The following is a 15513-nucleotide window of genomic DNA, read 5'->3' on the forward strand; positions in this document are numbered from 1 at the left end:
GTTTCTCCTGCCCAAACTTGATGGAAGTTGACGACTAACCCTTTAAACCACGCGCTTGGGGCATAATCCGCCGCCACCACTGGATTGCATTGAGCCAATCAGCTAAAAAGATGCCCAGCGCGAATAAGAGTTCACAAGTGTCGTGCATTTACTGCAATAACACTCGAACAACAACATATGTTCCCCACATTTTGGCAGAGCGGCGCATTTTCGCTGTGCAGTAGCCGAAAAAGGATATTCATGAAGAAGCTGTGTTTGCTCGGCCTTGTTGCCACTCTGGCCACTCACCCCGTCTGGGCAGAAACAAAGCCTGCTGCGCTTAAAGACAAGGACGCCTTTGTCAGCGACCTGCTCAAGCAGATGACACTGGATGAAAAGATCGGCCAATTGCGCCTGATCAGCATCGGCCCCGAAATGCCCCGCGAGCTGATCCGCAAGGAAATCGCCGCCGGCCGTATCGGCGGCACCTTCAACTCGATCACTCGCCCGGAAAACCGTCCGATGCAGGACGCGGCCATGCGCAGCCGGTTGAAAATCCCGATGTTCTTCGCCTATGACGTGATCCACGGCCACCGCACAATCTTCCCGATCAGTTTGGCCCTGGCCTCCAGCTGGGACATGGACGCCATCGGCCGCTCCGGGCGCATCGCCGCCCAGGAAGCCGCTGCCGACAGCCTCGACATCACCTTTGCGCCGATGGTCGACATTTCCCGCGACCCACGCTGGGGCCGTACATCCGAAGGCTTCGGCGAAGACACCTACCTGGTCTCGCGCATTGCCGAGGTCATGGTCAAGGCCTTCCAGGGCGCCAGCCCCGCCAATGCCGACAGCATCATGGCCAGCGTCAAGCACTTCGCCCTGTATGGCGCGGTAGAAGGCGGTCGCGACTACAACGTGGTCGACATGAGCCCGGTCAAGATGTACCAGGACTACCTGCCGCCGTACCACGCGGCAATCAAGGCCGGTTCCGGCAGCGTGATGGTGGCGTTGAACTCGATCAACGGCGTGCCCGCCACCGCCAACACCTGGCTGATGAACGACTTGCTGCGCAAGGACTGGGGCTTCAAAGGCCTGGCCGTCAGTGACCACGGCGCGATCTTCGAGCTGATCAAGCACGGCGTGGCCAAGGACGGGCGTGAAGCCGCCAAGCTGGCGATCAAGGCCGGCATCGACATGAGCATGAACGACTCGCTGTATGGCAAGGAACTGCCGGGGTTGCTCAAGTCCGGCGAAATCGAACAGAGCGACATCGACAACGCCGTGCGCGAAGTGCTCGGTGCCAAGTACGACATGGGCCTGTTCAACGACCCGTACCTGCGCATCGGCAAAGCCGAGGATGACCCGGCCGACACCTATGCCGAGAGCCGCCTGCACCGCGCCGACGCCCGTGATATCGCGCGCCGCAGCCTGGTGCTGCTGAAAAACCAGAACGACACCCTGCCGCTGAAAAAGTCCGCGACCATCGCGCTGGTCGGCCCGCTGGCCAAGGCCCCTATCGACATGATGGGCAGCTGGGCTGCCGCCGGTAAGCCTGAACAATCGGTAACCCTGCTCGACGGCATCAATGCCGTGATCGGCGAAAAAGGCAAAGTGATCTACGCGCGTGGCGCCAACATCACCAACGACAAGGCCGTGGTCGACTACCTCAACTTCCTCAACTTCGATGCGCCGGAAGTGGTGGATGACACCCGCCCAGCCCAAGTACTGATCGACGAAGCGGTGAAAGCGGCGAAGGACGCTGACGTGGTGGTCGCGGCCGTAGGCGAGTCGCGTGGCATGTCCCACGAATCCTCGAGCCGCACCGATTTGAACATCCCGCAAAGCCAGCGCGACTTGATCAAGGCCCTCAAAGCTACCGGCAAACCGTTGGTGCTGGTGCTGATGAACGGCCGCCCACTGTCGATTCTTGACGAGAACCAACAAGCCGACGCGATCCTCGAAACCTGGTTCGCCGGCACCGAAGGCGGCAACGCGATTGCCGACGTGCTGTTCGGTGACTACAACCCGTCGGGCAAGCTGCCGATCACCTTCCCACGTTCGGTGGGGCAGATTCCGACCTACTACAACCACCTGAGCATTGGCCGGCCCTTCACGCCGGGCAAGCCGGGCAACTACACCTCGCAATACTTCGATGACGTCACCGGGCCGCTGTTCCCGTTTGGCTATGGCCTGAGCTACACCACGTTCAGCCTGTCCGACATGGCGCTGTCGTCCACGACGCTGAACAAGACCGGCAAGCTCGACGCCAGCGTCACGCTGAAAAACACCGGCAAGGTCGACGGCGAAACCGTGGTGCAGCTGTATATCCAGGACGTGGCCGGCTCGATGATCCGCCCGGTGAAAGAGCTGAAGAACTTCCAGAAGGTCATGCTCAAGGCCGGTGAAGAGCGCACGCTGCACTTCACCATCACCGAAGAAGACTTGAAGTTCTACAACACCCAGCTCAAGTTCGCCGCGGAACCCGGCCAGTTCAATGTGCAGATCGGGCTGGATTCCCAGGATGTGCAGCAGCAGACGTTCGAATTGCTGTAATACCTGCAGCCCCCTCTTCGTTGGAGAGGGGGCTTGCGCCCTTCCCCGTCTCAGTCAGTAAAAAGTCAGCGTTCCCTCCCCGCTTCAAGCCAAGTCCTACATCAGGCGCCCGGCCTACTCACGCACGCTATTGACCCGAAATAACTGTGCAGGTGTGTGGACCATGTCGCCCCCAAAAACCGTTCGAGCACCCGCAACACAGGCGCCCGCTCAATCATCATTCAAGCCAGCGGCGATCGCCCTCTGCGTGCTCGGATGCCTGTCGAGCCTGGCGGCCCAGGCAGCCCGCTACGTCGAACAAGGCCGGTTGCACGATGCAGCCAGTTGGCACAGTCAAGAGTTCAACAAAGACTGGGGGCTGGGTGCAATCGGTGCCGACCACGCCTACGCCAGGGGGTTGAGCGGCACAGGGGTGCGGGTGGGCGTTTACGATTCTGGAACCGATATGCGCCACCCTGAATTTGCCGGCAAGCCCCATTCCGGCGTGCGCCTGGCCGACCCTGGCTGCATGAGTGAGACAGTGCTGGCTGATGGCTGCTTTTTCAGCGAGGGTGACCGTTCCGCGGTGAATGTCATCGACTCGCTGCCTCCCGAAGCCTTGCTCGGCCTGGAGGAGGCCATTGCCAATGGCGACATCACCCGCGAAGAGCTTGATAACTATCTGAAAAATGTGAGCACTCAGTACAACGCTCACGGCACGCACGTGGCCGGCAGGATAGTCGCCAACCGTGATGGCTCTGGCATCCAGGGCGTGGCCTACGGCGCCCACATGAGTGCCGTGCGCAAATTCAGCAACAGCTACCTGGGCGGGCCTGGTTTAAGCCCTTTCAGCGTCACCAACGTAACGCCTGCAGCCGTGAGCATGGCCTACGCGCAACTGCACGAACAACAGGTACGCGTGGTCAATCACAGTTGGGGCACACCTACGCCCCTGGCGGGTGAGGCAGAACTCGACGCCTTCCTGGCCGAGATAAATCAATATCAAGAGCTCAAGGCCACAGCCGAGGGTGCGATCAAATACGGCATGCTGCAGGTATGGGCAGCGGGCAATACCGACACGGCCAACGCCTCGCCCCAAACAGCACCGTTTACCGGCGTCCATTCGAGCCTGCCCCGCGCAATCAAGGCGCTGGAGCCTTATTGGCTGACCGTGGTCAACCTCGATCAAAGCCTGACATTAAGCGATCGCTCCTACCGTTGCGGCTTCAGCAAAGACTGGTGCCTGGCCGCACCCGGAACGGGTATCACCTCAGCCTGGGTGTCGGGTTCGATCACCACCGAAAACCACCATGACGCCGACGGCGAAGTCGATGGTTTCAAGGTGACCGGCGACAATCCCGCGTTCAACTACCTGACCGCCTCCGGCACCTCCATCGCCGCCCCGCACGTGACCGGCGGGCTGGCCCTGCTGATGGAACGCTTCCCCTACCTCGACAACCCGCAAATCCGCGACGTGTTGCTGACCACCGCCACCGACCTGGGTGAGCCTGGGGTAGACGACGTCTATGGCTGGGGCCTCATGAACCTGAAAAAAGCCATCGATGGCCCTGGCCAACTGCGGGTCGACACCGTGGTGAACATGGACCGCCCCGCCGGCGGCGCCAGGGTCTGGCAAGGCGGCGCCTGGGACGACTGGCGCAACGACATCAGCGGCCCGGGGCACCTGGAAAAAACCGGCATCGGCTGGCTGCGCCTGAGCGGCAACAACAGCTTTGCCGGCGTCACGCTCAAAGAGGGTGTGCTGGAGCTGGACGCCACCAATACCCTCAAAGGTGACGTTAACCTCGAAGGCGGTCTGCTGCGGCTGAATGGTTCACTGGCCGTCGAGGGCGACTACCGACAAGCAGCCGGCTCCACCCTGATGACCGGGCTGACCAGCCAGACAGCCCCGGCCACATTGCAGGTCCAAAACCAGGCGTCCATCAATGGCGGCTCGTTGTACCTGAGTGCGCAACCCAACCACTATTATGTGGGCCAGCGTTACAGCATCCTTCAAGCCCAAGGTGCGTTGAATGGCGAATTTACCTCGGTAGACCGCCGCGAGTTCTCGCCTTTCCTCAGCGTTTCCCAGGTCAGGCAGGGCAATAACTTGCTGGTGGAGTTTGGCCGCGGTCAGTCACTGGCGTCAGCGGCGCAGACTGCTAACCAACGCGCCGTCGCCCATGCTGCGGATGCTGAAACCCAACCCTCGCCGCTGCTGCAACGCCTGACCGCGCTGTTTCCCGAGCAAGCACCTGCAGCCCTGGACCAGTTGAGCGGCGAACTGCATGCCAGCACCCAAGCGGTGCTGATTGAAAACAGCCGTGTCGTGCGCCAGGCCGCGCTCGACCGTCAGCGCCTGGCGCAAGACAGCCGCGACGCCGCACTCGACGCCAACAACCAAGGCATCTGGGTGCAACTGCCGCGTCAATCCGGCCAACTCGCAGGCAACAGCAATACCACGCGCACTCACCACAACAGCACCGGCCTGCTGTTGGGGTTCGATCACACGCTGGAGCAAGGCACTCGCGTGGGCATGGTAGCCGGCAGCGGCCGCTCGGACGTGAAGGCCGGTTCGCGAGGCAAAGCCAGCGTCGACACCTACCAATTGGCCCTGCACGCCGGCCACACGTGGGACGCGTTCGGCGTGTATGGCGGCATCGCCTATGCGCAACATGAGATCGAAACAAAACGCCGCGTCAGCTTCCCCGGCGTAGACAACCGCCTGACCGCCACATACGCCAGCCGCACCGTGCAGACGTTTGCCGAGGCCAACTACAGGTTCAGCCATGACTTCTGGAACTGGCAGCCGTATCTGCAACTGGCCAATGTGCAACAGCGCAACGAAGGCTTCAAAGAGCGCGGTAGCATGGCTGCACTGAAGGGCAAACGCTCGAAGGAAAACGTCAACCTGACCACCGGCGGTGTGCGGGTCAACCTCGACCTGGGCAAAGCGCAGATCGGCCCGTCATGGCTGAGCCTGCGTGGCGGCCTGGCTTATACCCATGCAAGCGGCGACCTGCAACCCACCACTCAGGCCGCCTGGGACGGCGGCCGCGTGATGAGCATCAGCGGCGCGCCGTTGGATCGCCTCAGCACCCGACTGGAAGTGGGCGCCACCGCGCGCCTGAGCCGCGACAGCACCTTGGACTTCGGCTTCAGCCAACAGCGCGGTGAGCGCACACGCGACCAGAGCCTTACGGCGCAGTACAGCTTGCAGTTTTAGTCAGCAACGGCGGGGGCGCCCTACCCCCGCCGATCCAACAGATTCACCACCAACCGATCAATCCAGCCCCACACCCGCTGCTTGACCCGCCGCCACAACGGCCGCGACTTCCATGCTTCCAGGCTCACGGCCTGGCTCTTGGCAAAATCGCGTTCGAAACTGCCGGCCACGGCCAGCGTCAATTGCGGGTCCAGCGCTTCCAGGTTGGCTTCCAGGTTGAAGCGCAAATTCCAGTGGTCGAAATTGCACGAGCCGATGCTCACCCAATCGTCCACCAGCACCATTTTCAGGTGCAGGAAGCACGGCTGGTATTCGAAAATCTGCACACCGGCGCGCAACAAACGCGGGTAATAACGGTGCCCGGCGTAGCGCACGGAGGGATGATCGGTGCGCGGGCCGGTGAGCAGCAAACGCACATCCACCCCACGCCCGGCCGCGCGGCGCAAGGCACGGCGCACACTCCAGGTCGGCAGAAAATACGGCGTGGCCAGCCAGATTCTTTGCTGGCCGCTGTTCAAGGCGCGGATCAGCGACTGCAGGATATCGCGGTGCTGACGCGCGTCGGCATAGGCGACGCGCCCCAGGCCTGGCCCGGTGGCCGGCACCTTGGGCAGGCGCGGCAAACCAAAATGGGTAGCGGGCTTCCATTCACGGCGAGCGGCATTGGCGTGCCATTGCCGCTCGAACAGCGCTTGCCAGTCCAGCACCAACGGGCCGCTGATTTGCACCATCACTTCATGCCATTCGGCCGTGTCTTGCCCTGGCGTCCAGAATTCATCGGTCACGCCGGTGCCGCCGACCACGGCAATGCTCTGGTCAATCAGCAACAGCTTGCGGTGGTCGCGGTACAGATTGCGCATCCAGCGCCGCCAGCTCAGGCGATTGTAGAACCGCAGCTCCACACCCGCGTCAGTCAGGCGCTTACGCAAACTCAGGGTAAACGCCAGGCTGCCGTAATCATCAAACAAACAGCGCACCCGCACGCCGCGCTCGGCTGCGAGTACCAGCGCCTGGACCATGGCGTCGGCGCAGGCGCCGGCTTCCACCAGGTACAACTCCAACTCGACTTGCCGCTCAGCGCGGGCAATGCCCGCCAGCATCTGCGGAAAGAAACGCGGGCCGTCGATCAGCAACTCGAAACGGTTGGCGCTGCGCCACGGGAAGACTGCGCCGCTCACGTCAGCGCGCCGTAAAAATCAGTACCGCACCCACCGGCACCGACAAACTGATCGACTTGAGCCCCGCCGCTTTGCGCAAGGTGGCCACGCCTGGCGCCAGGTCAAAATCTTCGGCATGCAACACCACCGGCTCCAGGGTCACCACCTGAAAGCGCCGGTCATCCAGGCGCGTGGCCAGCAGTTCGGCGCTGTAGGTCTGAGTCTTGCCGTGCAACGTCACACTCAACGGCAGGCGCAATTCCAGCTGCGCGCCGGGGGCCAGATCGTTGATGGGTTGCAGGTTGATCTGCGCAGTGATGAGCGCTTCGGGGAAGGTCTTGATCTCGAACAGGTCATTGCGCATGCGCTCATCGCGCAGCGGGATGCCGCTGTTGATCGACTCCACCTCCACGTCCAACTGGGCCGCGCCCTGGCTGTCGACCTTGCCGTGCAGCACCAGGAAACGCTGTACTTCCGCGACCTCGGTGTTTTTGGTGGTGACGAACGACAGGCGTGAGGATTCGTTATCCAGATACCAGTCGGCATGGGCAGGCAGAGCTGCAGCCGTCAGCAGCGTGAAGGCCAGGGGTTTGACGTTGAACATAAAGACTCGTGAGGCAAAAAACCTGGACGAACCTTAACTGTGCCGGGTGCCGGGCGCAATGTAACTGACAAAGCCGATCAAGGTGGGAGCTGGCTTGCCTGCGATAGCGACAGGTCCGTCAACATTTCTGTCGCCTGTGCCGCCGTCTTCGCAGGCACGCCAGCTCTCACAGGGAATTTGGCGTGTGTCAGGGATTCAGGCGGCAGCCTTGGCGATCACCCATCCAGCGCGCCGTATGCGTGCGCCCCAACCCACTGGCCGTCACTTCACTGCGCTCCGGGTTGTCGTTGAACGCGCTGGTCGGCACGTACTGCTTCACATACCCCAGGCAATACTCGGCCGGATAGTTCTGCACATACCGGCACGAGCAATATTCCTTGGCGGTGTACGCCGCGATGATGTCGGGGAAGGCTTGCAGGTTGACGCGCTCATGCCAGACCCAGCCCAGCAACGCGAGCAACAGCAGTAGAAACAGGCTGATGAACGGGTGACGACGAATCATGGTTGCACCGCCGCGAGCACGCGTTTGAGCAGGTCGTTGTGGCGGTAGCTGCCGTCGCGGTCATCGCCGTAGCGCACGATCACCAGGTGTTCATCGGGCATCACAAACAGCGCCTGGCCCCAGTGGCCGAGGGCGGCGAAGGTGTCGGCCGGAGCGTCGGGCCACGGGCGGGGCGCGCCTTGTACTTCGCGGTTCAGCCACCACTGGCCGCCGGGTACGGCTTCGTCCTGGCCGGCTTTGTAGTTGTCGAAGGGTTGGCGGTTGAAGGCGACCCACTCTTCAGGCAGCAATTGCTGCGCGCCCCAGCGCCCATCGCGCGCCATCAGCAGGCCAATGCGCGCCAGGTCGCGGGCGGTGAGGTAGGCGTAGGAGGACGCGACGAAGGTTTCGTCGGCGTCGGTTTCCCAGGTGGCGTTGTGAATGCCCAGCGGCTTGAACAGCGCGTCCCACGGGTAATTCATATAGGCCTTGTGGCCGAGCATGCCTTTGAGGGTGGCGGAGAGGATGTTGCTGTCGCCGCTGGAGTAACGGAAGGCTTGGCCCGGTGCCGCTGCGGCCTCGGTGTCGGCGGCGAACTCGGCCATGTCGGCGCGGCCACGGGTGTAGAGCATCGCCACCACCGAGGATTTCAACGGCGCGTATTCGTAATCTTCCTGCCAGTCCAGGCCCGAGGCCCAGTGCAGCAGGTCGGCCATCGTCACCTTGGGGTGCTGCTTCATCGGCGGGTAAAAGCGTGCGGCGGGGTCGCTAAGTTTGAAGCGATTTTCGCCATAGGCCACGCCGAGCACGGTGGCCATCAGGCTTTTGCTGATCGACCAGGTCAGGTGCGGCGTGCTCGCGGTAGTGGCGGCGGCGTAGCGTTCGTAGATGACTTCGCCGTCACGGATCACCAGCAGCGCGTCGGTGCGAATGCCTTGGCGGGTGGCGTCGTCACGGGTTGGGAACGCATAGGCAGTCAGAGCATCGACAGCGGGGCCGGCGAGCGCTGTGCCCTGGGCCCAGTCCTTGTCAGGCCAGGTGTCGGCGTGGGCGGCAACGGTGACGAACAGCAGGGCAACGCACAACAAGCCTCGGACCATGGACGCGAACTCAAGGGGGGCATTCAAGCCCGCGAGCCTAGCCCAGGCGCATGACAGATTGGCGACATCAACGGCTGTCATCTAAGCGTCACCGTAACTTCATGGCGCTGACACCGAGCCTACATAGCCTGAGTTTGGACAAACAAGTCGACCGGCCGGAACGTGGCTGGCACTCGGAGATTCGCCATGACTCAGATCGCCCGCATCAGCGACACCGGCAATGAACGCCGCCTGCAAGCCGAACGCCTGATTGGCGCCAAGGCGTTGCAGGAAGCCCAGGCCCTGCGGTTCAACGTGTTCAGCGGCGAGTTCAACGCCAAGCTGAAAGGCGCGGAACTGGGTCTGGACATGGATGACTATGATGTTCACTGCAGCCACATCGGCGTGCGGGATTTGAACAGCGGTCGATTGGTCGCCACCACCCGTTTTCTCGACCACCAGGCCGCCAGCACCCTGGGCCGGTTCTACAGCGAAGAAGAATTCAGCCTGCACGGCTTGCTGCACCTGCAAGGCCCGATCCTGGAAATCGGTCGCACCTGTGTCGACCCGGCCTACCGCAACGGCGGCACCATTGCCGTGTTGTGGGGCGAGTTGGCGGAAGTCTTGAACCAGGGCGGCTACAGCTACTTGATGGGCTGCGCGAGCATCCCGATGCACGACGGCGGCATCCAGGCCCACGCGATCATGCAGCGCCTGCGCGAACGCTACCTGTGCAACGAACACCTGCGCGCCGAGCCGAAAAAGCCACTGCCGGCACTGGACCTGCCGTCCAACGTGATCGCCGAAATGCCGCCACTGCTCAAAGCCTACATGCGCCTGGGTGCGAAGATCTGCGGGGAGCCGTGCTGGGATGAAGATTTCCAGGTGGCCGACGTGTTCATCCTGCTCAAGCGTGACGAGCTGTGCCCACGTTACGCCCGCCACTTCAAGGCGGCCATGTGATGGCCCGCCTTCGCGTGTACGGGCGCATCGCCCGGGTGCTGCTGGTGGTCGCACTGGGGCTGAGCATGGCCAGCGTGTTTGGCGTGTTCGAGCGTTTGGGCGTGGCCAACTCGATGGTGCGCCGCCAGCGCTGGTCGCGATTCTTTATGGCGCGGCTGACCCATGCCCTGCCCTTTCGCGTGACGGTGCACGGTGAGTTGCCGAAAACGCCGATGCTGTGGGTGAGCAATCACGTGTCCTGGACCGATATCCCACTGCTGGGCGCTGTGGCGCCGATGTCCTTTCTGTCCAAGGCCGAAGTGCGCACCTGGCCGGTGGCCGGCTGGTTGGCGGCCAAAGCCGGCAGCTTGTTTATCCGCCGGGGTTCGGGCGACAGCCAATTGATCCGCAAGCAGATGACCCGTCACCTGGCGCAACAGCACCCGCTGCTGATGTTCCCCGAAGGCACTACGACCGACGGGCGCAGCCTGCGCACTTTCCACGGGCGGTTGCTGGCCAGTGCGATTGAAGCCGATGTGTCGCTGCAACCGGTGGCCATTCGTTATCTGCGTGATGGGCAAGTGGACCCGCTGGCACCGTTTATTGGTGACGACGATTTGCTCTCGCACCTGATGCGCCTGTTTTCCAACGACCAGGGCGATGTCGAGATTCATGTGCTGCAGCCGATTGCATGTGCTGGGCAGGAACGCGCAGCGCTGGCATTCCAGGCGCAGCAGGCGGTGCAGAAGGCGTTGTTTGGGCCGTTGCCGGAGGCAGAACACGTGGTTGCTCGACCTGCTTTTGCTGCCTAAAGCGGGCACGGTCAACCATGTGGGAGCGGGCTTGCTCGCGAATGCGGTCTGTCAGCAACAAATATGCTGACGGATACACCGTATTCGCGAGCAAGCCCGCTCCCACATTTAGAGTTCACTGATCAGATGGGCTCGTGCAAATTCCTGCAACTCGGGGTAGAACACCCGGAAGTCCTCACTCAACGGCTCATACAACACCCGCAACTCCTGCATGGCATGCCTCAATTCCTCGGGCTGGGTCAGACGCCGCGAGATCCCGCGCAACACCTGTTCCATCACCGCGAACTCGCGGTACGAACCCAACCAATCATCCGCCGCCATATAGGGTGCGATCTGCGCCAGTCGTCCCGGCAACTGCGGCTCGGCCGCCAGCACGCGGTACACCTGCGCCGTGAAGCGCTCCAGCGGCTGGTCAGCATACAGCGCCCAGTCCCGCGCCAGGCAGTGATCGAAAAACACATCCAGGACAATCCCGGCGTAGCGCTTGCGGGTCAGGCTGAAGCGTGACAACGCCTCGCCTACCAAGGGGTGGCTGTCGGTGAAGCGATCGATGGAGCGATGCAACTGGATCGCCGCCTCGATTTGCGGGCTGAACTGGCCCTGCAGGCGGCCTTTAACGAAGTCGCCATAGAGGCTGCCCAGCAATTGCGCAGGAAGTTGGCCGCCCAGGTGCAGATGTGCGAGATAATTCATGGCGCGCAGTCTACCACTGCCCTCCATGTATCGTTATAACCCGATATACCGAAATAGCCGGTCTTAAGACCAAAAGCATATTGGTGTATCGGGATGTAACGATTTAAAGTTCGCCTCATCGCGATATAACGTTTTACGAAAACGAGCCTCCGCCATGTCCATCGACCTCGACGAAATAATAAAAGCCCTGGCGCACCCAGTACGACGAGACATCCTCACCTGGCTGAAAGACCCGAAAGTGCAGTTCCCCGAGCAATTGCACAACCACGAATACGGCATCTGCGCCGGGCAGATCGACCAGCGCTGCGGCTTGTCCCAGTCGACCGTGTCGGCCCACCTGGCAACCTTGCAACGGGCGGGTTTGATCAGCAGCCAGAAGGCCGGGCAGTGGCACTTTTTCAGACGTAATGAGGAAGTGATCCAAGCCTTTCTCACGGCGCTTATTACAGAACTCAGCGCACCGGCGCTGTAACAAGGAAACGCAAATGCCCCTCTCGCTACTCATACTGGCCCTGAGCGCCTTCGCCATCGGCACCACCGAGTTCGTCATCATGGGCTTGTTGCCCGATGTGGCGGCGGACCTTGGCGTGTCGATTCCCGGCGCCGGCTGGCTGGTCACCGGCTACGCCTTGGGCGTGGCCATCGGCGCACCCTTCATGGCACTGGCCACCGCCAAGCTGCCGCGCAAGGCTGCCCTGGTCGCGTTGATGGGCATCTTTATCATTGGCAACCTGCTCTGCGCCCTGGCCAGTGACTACAACGTGCTGATGTTTGCCCGTGTGGTCACCGCGCTGTGCCACGGTGCGTTCTTTGGTATCGGTTCAGTGGTCGCCGCCAACCTGGTGCCGGCCAACAAGCGCGCTTCGGCAGTGGCCTTGATGTTCACCGGCTTGACCCTGGCCAATGTGCTCGGCGTGCCGCTGGGTACCGCGCTGGGCCAGGAAGCCGGCTGGCGCTCGACCTTCTGGGCCGTGACGGTGATCGGCGTTGTGGCGCTGATCGGCCTGATCCGCTTTCTGCCGGCCAAGCGTGACGAAGAAAAACTCGACATGCGCGCCGAACTGGCCGCCCTCAAAGGTGCCGGTATCTGGTTGTCGCTGACCATGACCGCGCTGTTCGCCGCCTCCATGTTCACCCTCTTCACCTACGTCGCGCCGCTGCTGGGCGACGTCACCGGCGTGTCGCCCAAAGGCGTGACCTGGACCCTGCTGCTGATCGGCCTGGGCCTCACCGTGGGCAACATCATCGGCGGCAAGCTGGCGGACAAACGCCTGGCGGCCACCTTGATCGGTGTGTTCATCAGCATGGCGGTGGTGTCCACGGTACTGACCTGGACCAGCGTCGCGGTGATCCCGACCGAGATCACCCTGTTCCTATGGGCCACCGCCTCGTTCGCCGCCGTGCCGGCGCTGCAGATCAACGTGGTGACTTTCGGCAAGGCCGCACCGAACCTGGTGTCCACCCTGAATATCGGCGCCTTCAACATCGGCAACGCCCTCGGCGCCTGGGTCGGCGGCAGTGTGATTGCCCACGGTTTCGGCCTGACCAGCGTGCCGTTGGCGGCTGCGGCCCTGGCGATCCTGGCCCTGCTGGTGACCCTGATTACTTTCCGTCAGAGCGGCGATGCCGACCTGGCCCCTGCGACCAACTGATCAATCCACTTAAAGAGAAGGGTGTTATCCCATGACGACTATTTTCGATCCGATCAAACTGGGCGACCTGCAATTGTCCAACCGCATCATCATGGCGCCGCTGACCCGCTGCCGTGCCGATGAAGGCCGCGTACCCAACGCGCTGATGGCCGAGTACTACGTGCAACGCGCGTCTGCCGGGCTGATCCTCAGCGAAGCCACCTCCGTGACGCCGCTGGGCGTGGGCTACCCGGACACCCCGGGCATCTGGTCCAACGACCAGGTACGCGGCTGGGCCAATGTGACCAAGGCCGTGCACGGCGCGGGCGGCAAGATCTTCCTGCAACTGTGGCATGTCGGCCGCATCTCCCACGAGTCGTACCTGAACGGCGAAACCCCGGTGGCACCGAGCGCGATCCAGCCCAAGGGCCACGTTAGCCTGGTGCGTCCGCTGGCCGACTACCCGACGCCACGCGCGCTGGAAACCGCTGAAATCGCCGATATCGTCGACGCTTACCGCGTCGGCGCCGAAAACGCCAAGGCCGCAGGCTTTGACGGCGTGGAAATCCACGGCGCCAACGGTTACCTGCTCGACCAATTCCTGCAAAGCAGCACCAACCAGCGCACCGACAACTACGGCGGCTCGTTGGAAAACCGTGCGCGCCTGCTGCTGGAAGTGACTGACGCCGCCATCGACGTCTGGGGCGCCGGCCGCGTGGGTGTGCACCTGGCACCGCGTGCCGACTCCCATGACATGGGCGACGACAACCTGGCCGAAACCTTCACCTACGTCGCCAGTGAACTGGGCAAGCGTGGCATCGCGTTCATCTGCTCGCGCGAAAAAGAAGCCGGCGACAGCCTCGGTCCACAACTGAAAAAAGCCTTCGGTGGCCCGTACATCGCCAACGAACGCTTCACCAAGGACAGCGCCAACGCCTGGCTGGCCTCGGGCAAGGCAGACGCGGTGGCCTTCGGCGTACCGTTTATTGCCAACCCGGACCTGCCGGCCCGCCTGAAGGCCGACGCGCCGCTGAACGAAGCGCACCCGGAAACCTTCTACGCCAAAGGCCCGGTCGGCTACATCGACTACCCAACCCTGGCGCTTTGATCGTCTGAAACGCAAAAAGCCCCGGTTCGCAGGAACCGGGGCTTTTTACTGAGTTTTGTAATACACCTGAGATCTAGTGTGGGAGCGGGCTTGCTCGCGAATACGGGCCATCAGTTAAATATGCTTTGACTGATCCACCGCTTTCGCGAGCAAGCCCGCTCCCACATTTGGGAACGATCACACAACGGCTGGGAAACATTCCTTCACAGGCTTGCAACAATATTGCTACAAAATACTTAGGCGGCTACCTATCAACCGGCCGCCAGCCCGTATATAAAGTCACCCCACCCTTCAGGCGCAAGGACGATTGACTGTCTCTCGTCTTTACTGTTGACACAACTGGACGCAATTACGCATTTTGTCTTAATTGCGCAGGCTGGGGCTCAGGCGCAGCATGTCCAGCCCTGCATCAACCCAGCGCTCAGCCTCTTGATGCAATTGAAAGCTGTCGGGCACCAGAAGCCATTGGCCGATCAGCCCATTGATGTAGGCATGCATGCACACCGCACCACGGGTGGTGTCGAGATTTTCCGGAAGCTGCCCGCGATGGACCGCGTTACGCAATGTCAGGCCGATACGCAGGTTGCATTCCAGGCTATGGGTCTGGCGCTGGCGACGCATGTCACACATTTCATCGGTGAACTCGCACTTATGAAACAAAATCTCATTGATGCGCCGGGTTTTCGGGTCCAGGGCCACCTGATGAAACAAATGAATCAGCAGCTTGCGCATACAGCCAAGCGGGTCGACTTCATCTTCGCTTTCACTCGCCCGGGCCAGTTCGTCCAGGGGTTCGTGCAGCGTGTCCAGCAATGCCTGGAGCAAATCGGACTTGTTGCTGAAATGCCAGTAGATGGCACCGCGCGTCACACCGGCCAGCGCCGCGATGTCCGCCAGCGTCGTGCGCGCAACGCCGCGCTCATAAAAGGCCTGTTCAGCGGCTTCGAGAATCTGGCTGCGCGTTTCCTGAGCTTCCTCTTTGGTGCGACGAACCATGGCAGTAAAACCTCAATCAGAACACTTGGGACTATCGGTAACGCAGCTTTAATAGGCGGTAACGATCATCTGAATAATTGTGGGACGACACCGTCATGGGCGCCGAACGTACTAAAATCGAGGCTTTTGGACATGCTTTGTCAACATTCCGCGAAGCCTGTCAAGAGTTTACAAACAACCATGAACGTAAGTATATTGCGTAGCAAGCTACTTATCTACTCACAGCTTGTTTTTTACCCTTCCACACTTCTTGTGCGCATTCTGCGCGCCTGA

13 protein-coding genes are annotated in these 15513 nt (G+C 61.8%); 7 read left to right on the plus strand and 6 right to left on the minus strand.

All coding sequences use genetic code 11. The annotated features are described in order from the left end of the window. Positions 1-240: 240 nt before the first annotated feature. A complete protein-coding gene (gene bglX, locus AACU78_RS17840) occupies positions 241-2532 on the plus strand; it encodes a beta-glucosidase BglX (RefSeq protein WP_106577061.1) in 2292 nt (763 codons plus the stop codon). A gap of 163 nt (positions 2533-2695) precedes the next feature. After that, positions 2696-5737: a S8 family serine peptidase gene (locus AACU78_RS17845; RefSeq protein WP_106577062.1), complete on the plus strand. Its 3042-nt coding sequence runs from the start codon at positions 2696-2698 to the stop codon at positions 5735-5737. 20 nt (positions 5738-5757) lie between these two features. Here the strand turns inward: AACU78_RS17845 and AACU78_RS17850 are convergent, their stop codons facing one another. The 4 genes from AACU78_RS17850 to AACU78_RS17865 form a co-directional block, all read right to left on the minus strand. Next, on the minus strand, positions 5758-6915 hold the full coding sequence (locus AACU78_RS17850; RefSeq protein WP_106577063.1) for a phospholipase D-like domain-containing protein: 1158 nt from the start codon (positions 6913-6915) through the stop codon (positions 5758-5760). 1 nt (position 6916) lies between these two features. Continuing rightward, the gene (locus AACU78_RS17855) at positions 6917-7498 is read right to left on the minus strand and encodes a YceI family protein (RefSeq protein ID WP_106577064.1); all 582 of its coding nucleotides are present in this window, start codon (positions 7496-7498) and stop codon (positions 6917-6919) included. Positions 7499-7685: 187 nt separating this feature from the next. Beyond that, a complete protein-coding gene (locus tag AACU78_RS17860; protein WP_106577065.1) occupies positions 7686-8000 on the minus strand; it encodes an amidase in 315 nt (104 codons plus the stop codon). Then, positions 7997-9079: a serine hydrolase domain-containing protein gene (locus tag AACU78_RS17865; protein WP_106577066.1), complete on the minus strand. Its 1083-nt coding sequence runs from the start codon at positions 9077-9079 to the stop codon at positions 7997-7999. The genes AACU78_RS17860 and AACU78_RS17865 overlap by 4 nt, the downstream gene beginning before the upstream one ends. Positions 9080-9265: 186 nt before the next feature. Between AACU78_RS17865 and olsB the strand changes: the two genes are divergently transcribed. Then, positions 9266-10021, plus strand: coding sequence for an L-ornithine N(alpha)-acyltransferase (gene olsB / locus AACU78_RS17870; RefSeq protein WP_106577067.1), 756 nt, complete (start codon positions 9266-9268; stop codon positions 10019-10021). Next, a complete protein-coding gene (locus AACU78_RS17875; RefSeq protein WP_106577068.1) occupies positions 10021-10812 on the plus strand; it encodes a lysophospholipid acyltransferase family protein in 792 nt (263 codons plus the stop codon). Before olsB ends, AACU78_RS17875 begins: the two co-directional genes overlap by 1 nt. Before the next feature lie 108 nt (positions 10813-10920). On the opposite strand, the gene AACU78_RS17880 is transcribed toward AACU78_RS17875, so the two are convergent. Further along, complete coding sequence (locus AACU78_RS17880; RefSeq protein WP_106577069.1) at positions 10921-11505, minus strand: acyl carrier protein phosphodiesterase; 585 nt, start codon at positions 11503-11505, stop codon at positions 10921-10923. 154 nt (positions 11506-11659) lie between these two features. Here AACU78_RS17880 and AACU78_RS17885 point away from each other — a divergent pair, with 154 nt between their 5' ends. The 3 genes from AACU78_RS17885 to AACU78_RS17895 are packed head-to-tail and all read left to right on the plus strand — an operon-like array spanning position 11660 to position 14244. Next, on the plus strand, positions 11660-11977 hold the full coding sequence (locus AACU78_RS17885; protein ID WP_106577070.1) for an ArsR/SmtB family transcription factor: 318 nt from the start codon (positions 11660-11662) through the stop codon (positions 11975-11977). Between the two features lie 13 nt (positions 11978-11990). Then, the gene (locus AACU78_RS17890; protein WP_106577071.1) at positions 11991-13157 is read left to right on the plus strand and encodes an MFS transporter; all 1167 of its coding nucleotides are present in this window, start codon (positions 11991-11993) and stop codon (positions 13155-13157) included. A 31-nt stretch (positions 13158-13188) separates the two neighbouring features. Then, on the plus strand, positions 13189-14244 hold the full coding sequence (locus AACU78_RS17895) for an alkene reductase (protein ID WP_106577072.1): 1056 nt from the start codon (positions 13189-13191) through the stop codon (positions 14242-14244). A gap of 363 nt (positions 14245-14607) precedes the next feature. Here the strand turns inward: AACU78_RS17895 and AACU78_RS17900 are convergent, their stop codons facing one another. Then, on the minus strand, positions 14608-15240 hold the full coding sequence (locus AACU78_RS17900; protein WP_106577073.1) for a TetR family transcriptional regulator: 633 nt from the start codon (positions 15238-15240) through the stop codon (positions 14608-14610). Between the last annotated feature and the right edge of the window lie 273 nt (positions 15241-15513).

Origin of the sequence: Pseudomonas sp. R9.37, from assembly GCF_963878885.1 — a bacterium.
Classification (GTDB): Bacteria; Pseudomonadota; Gammaproteobacteria; order Pseudomonadales; family Pseudomonadaceae; genus Aquipseudomonas.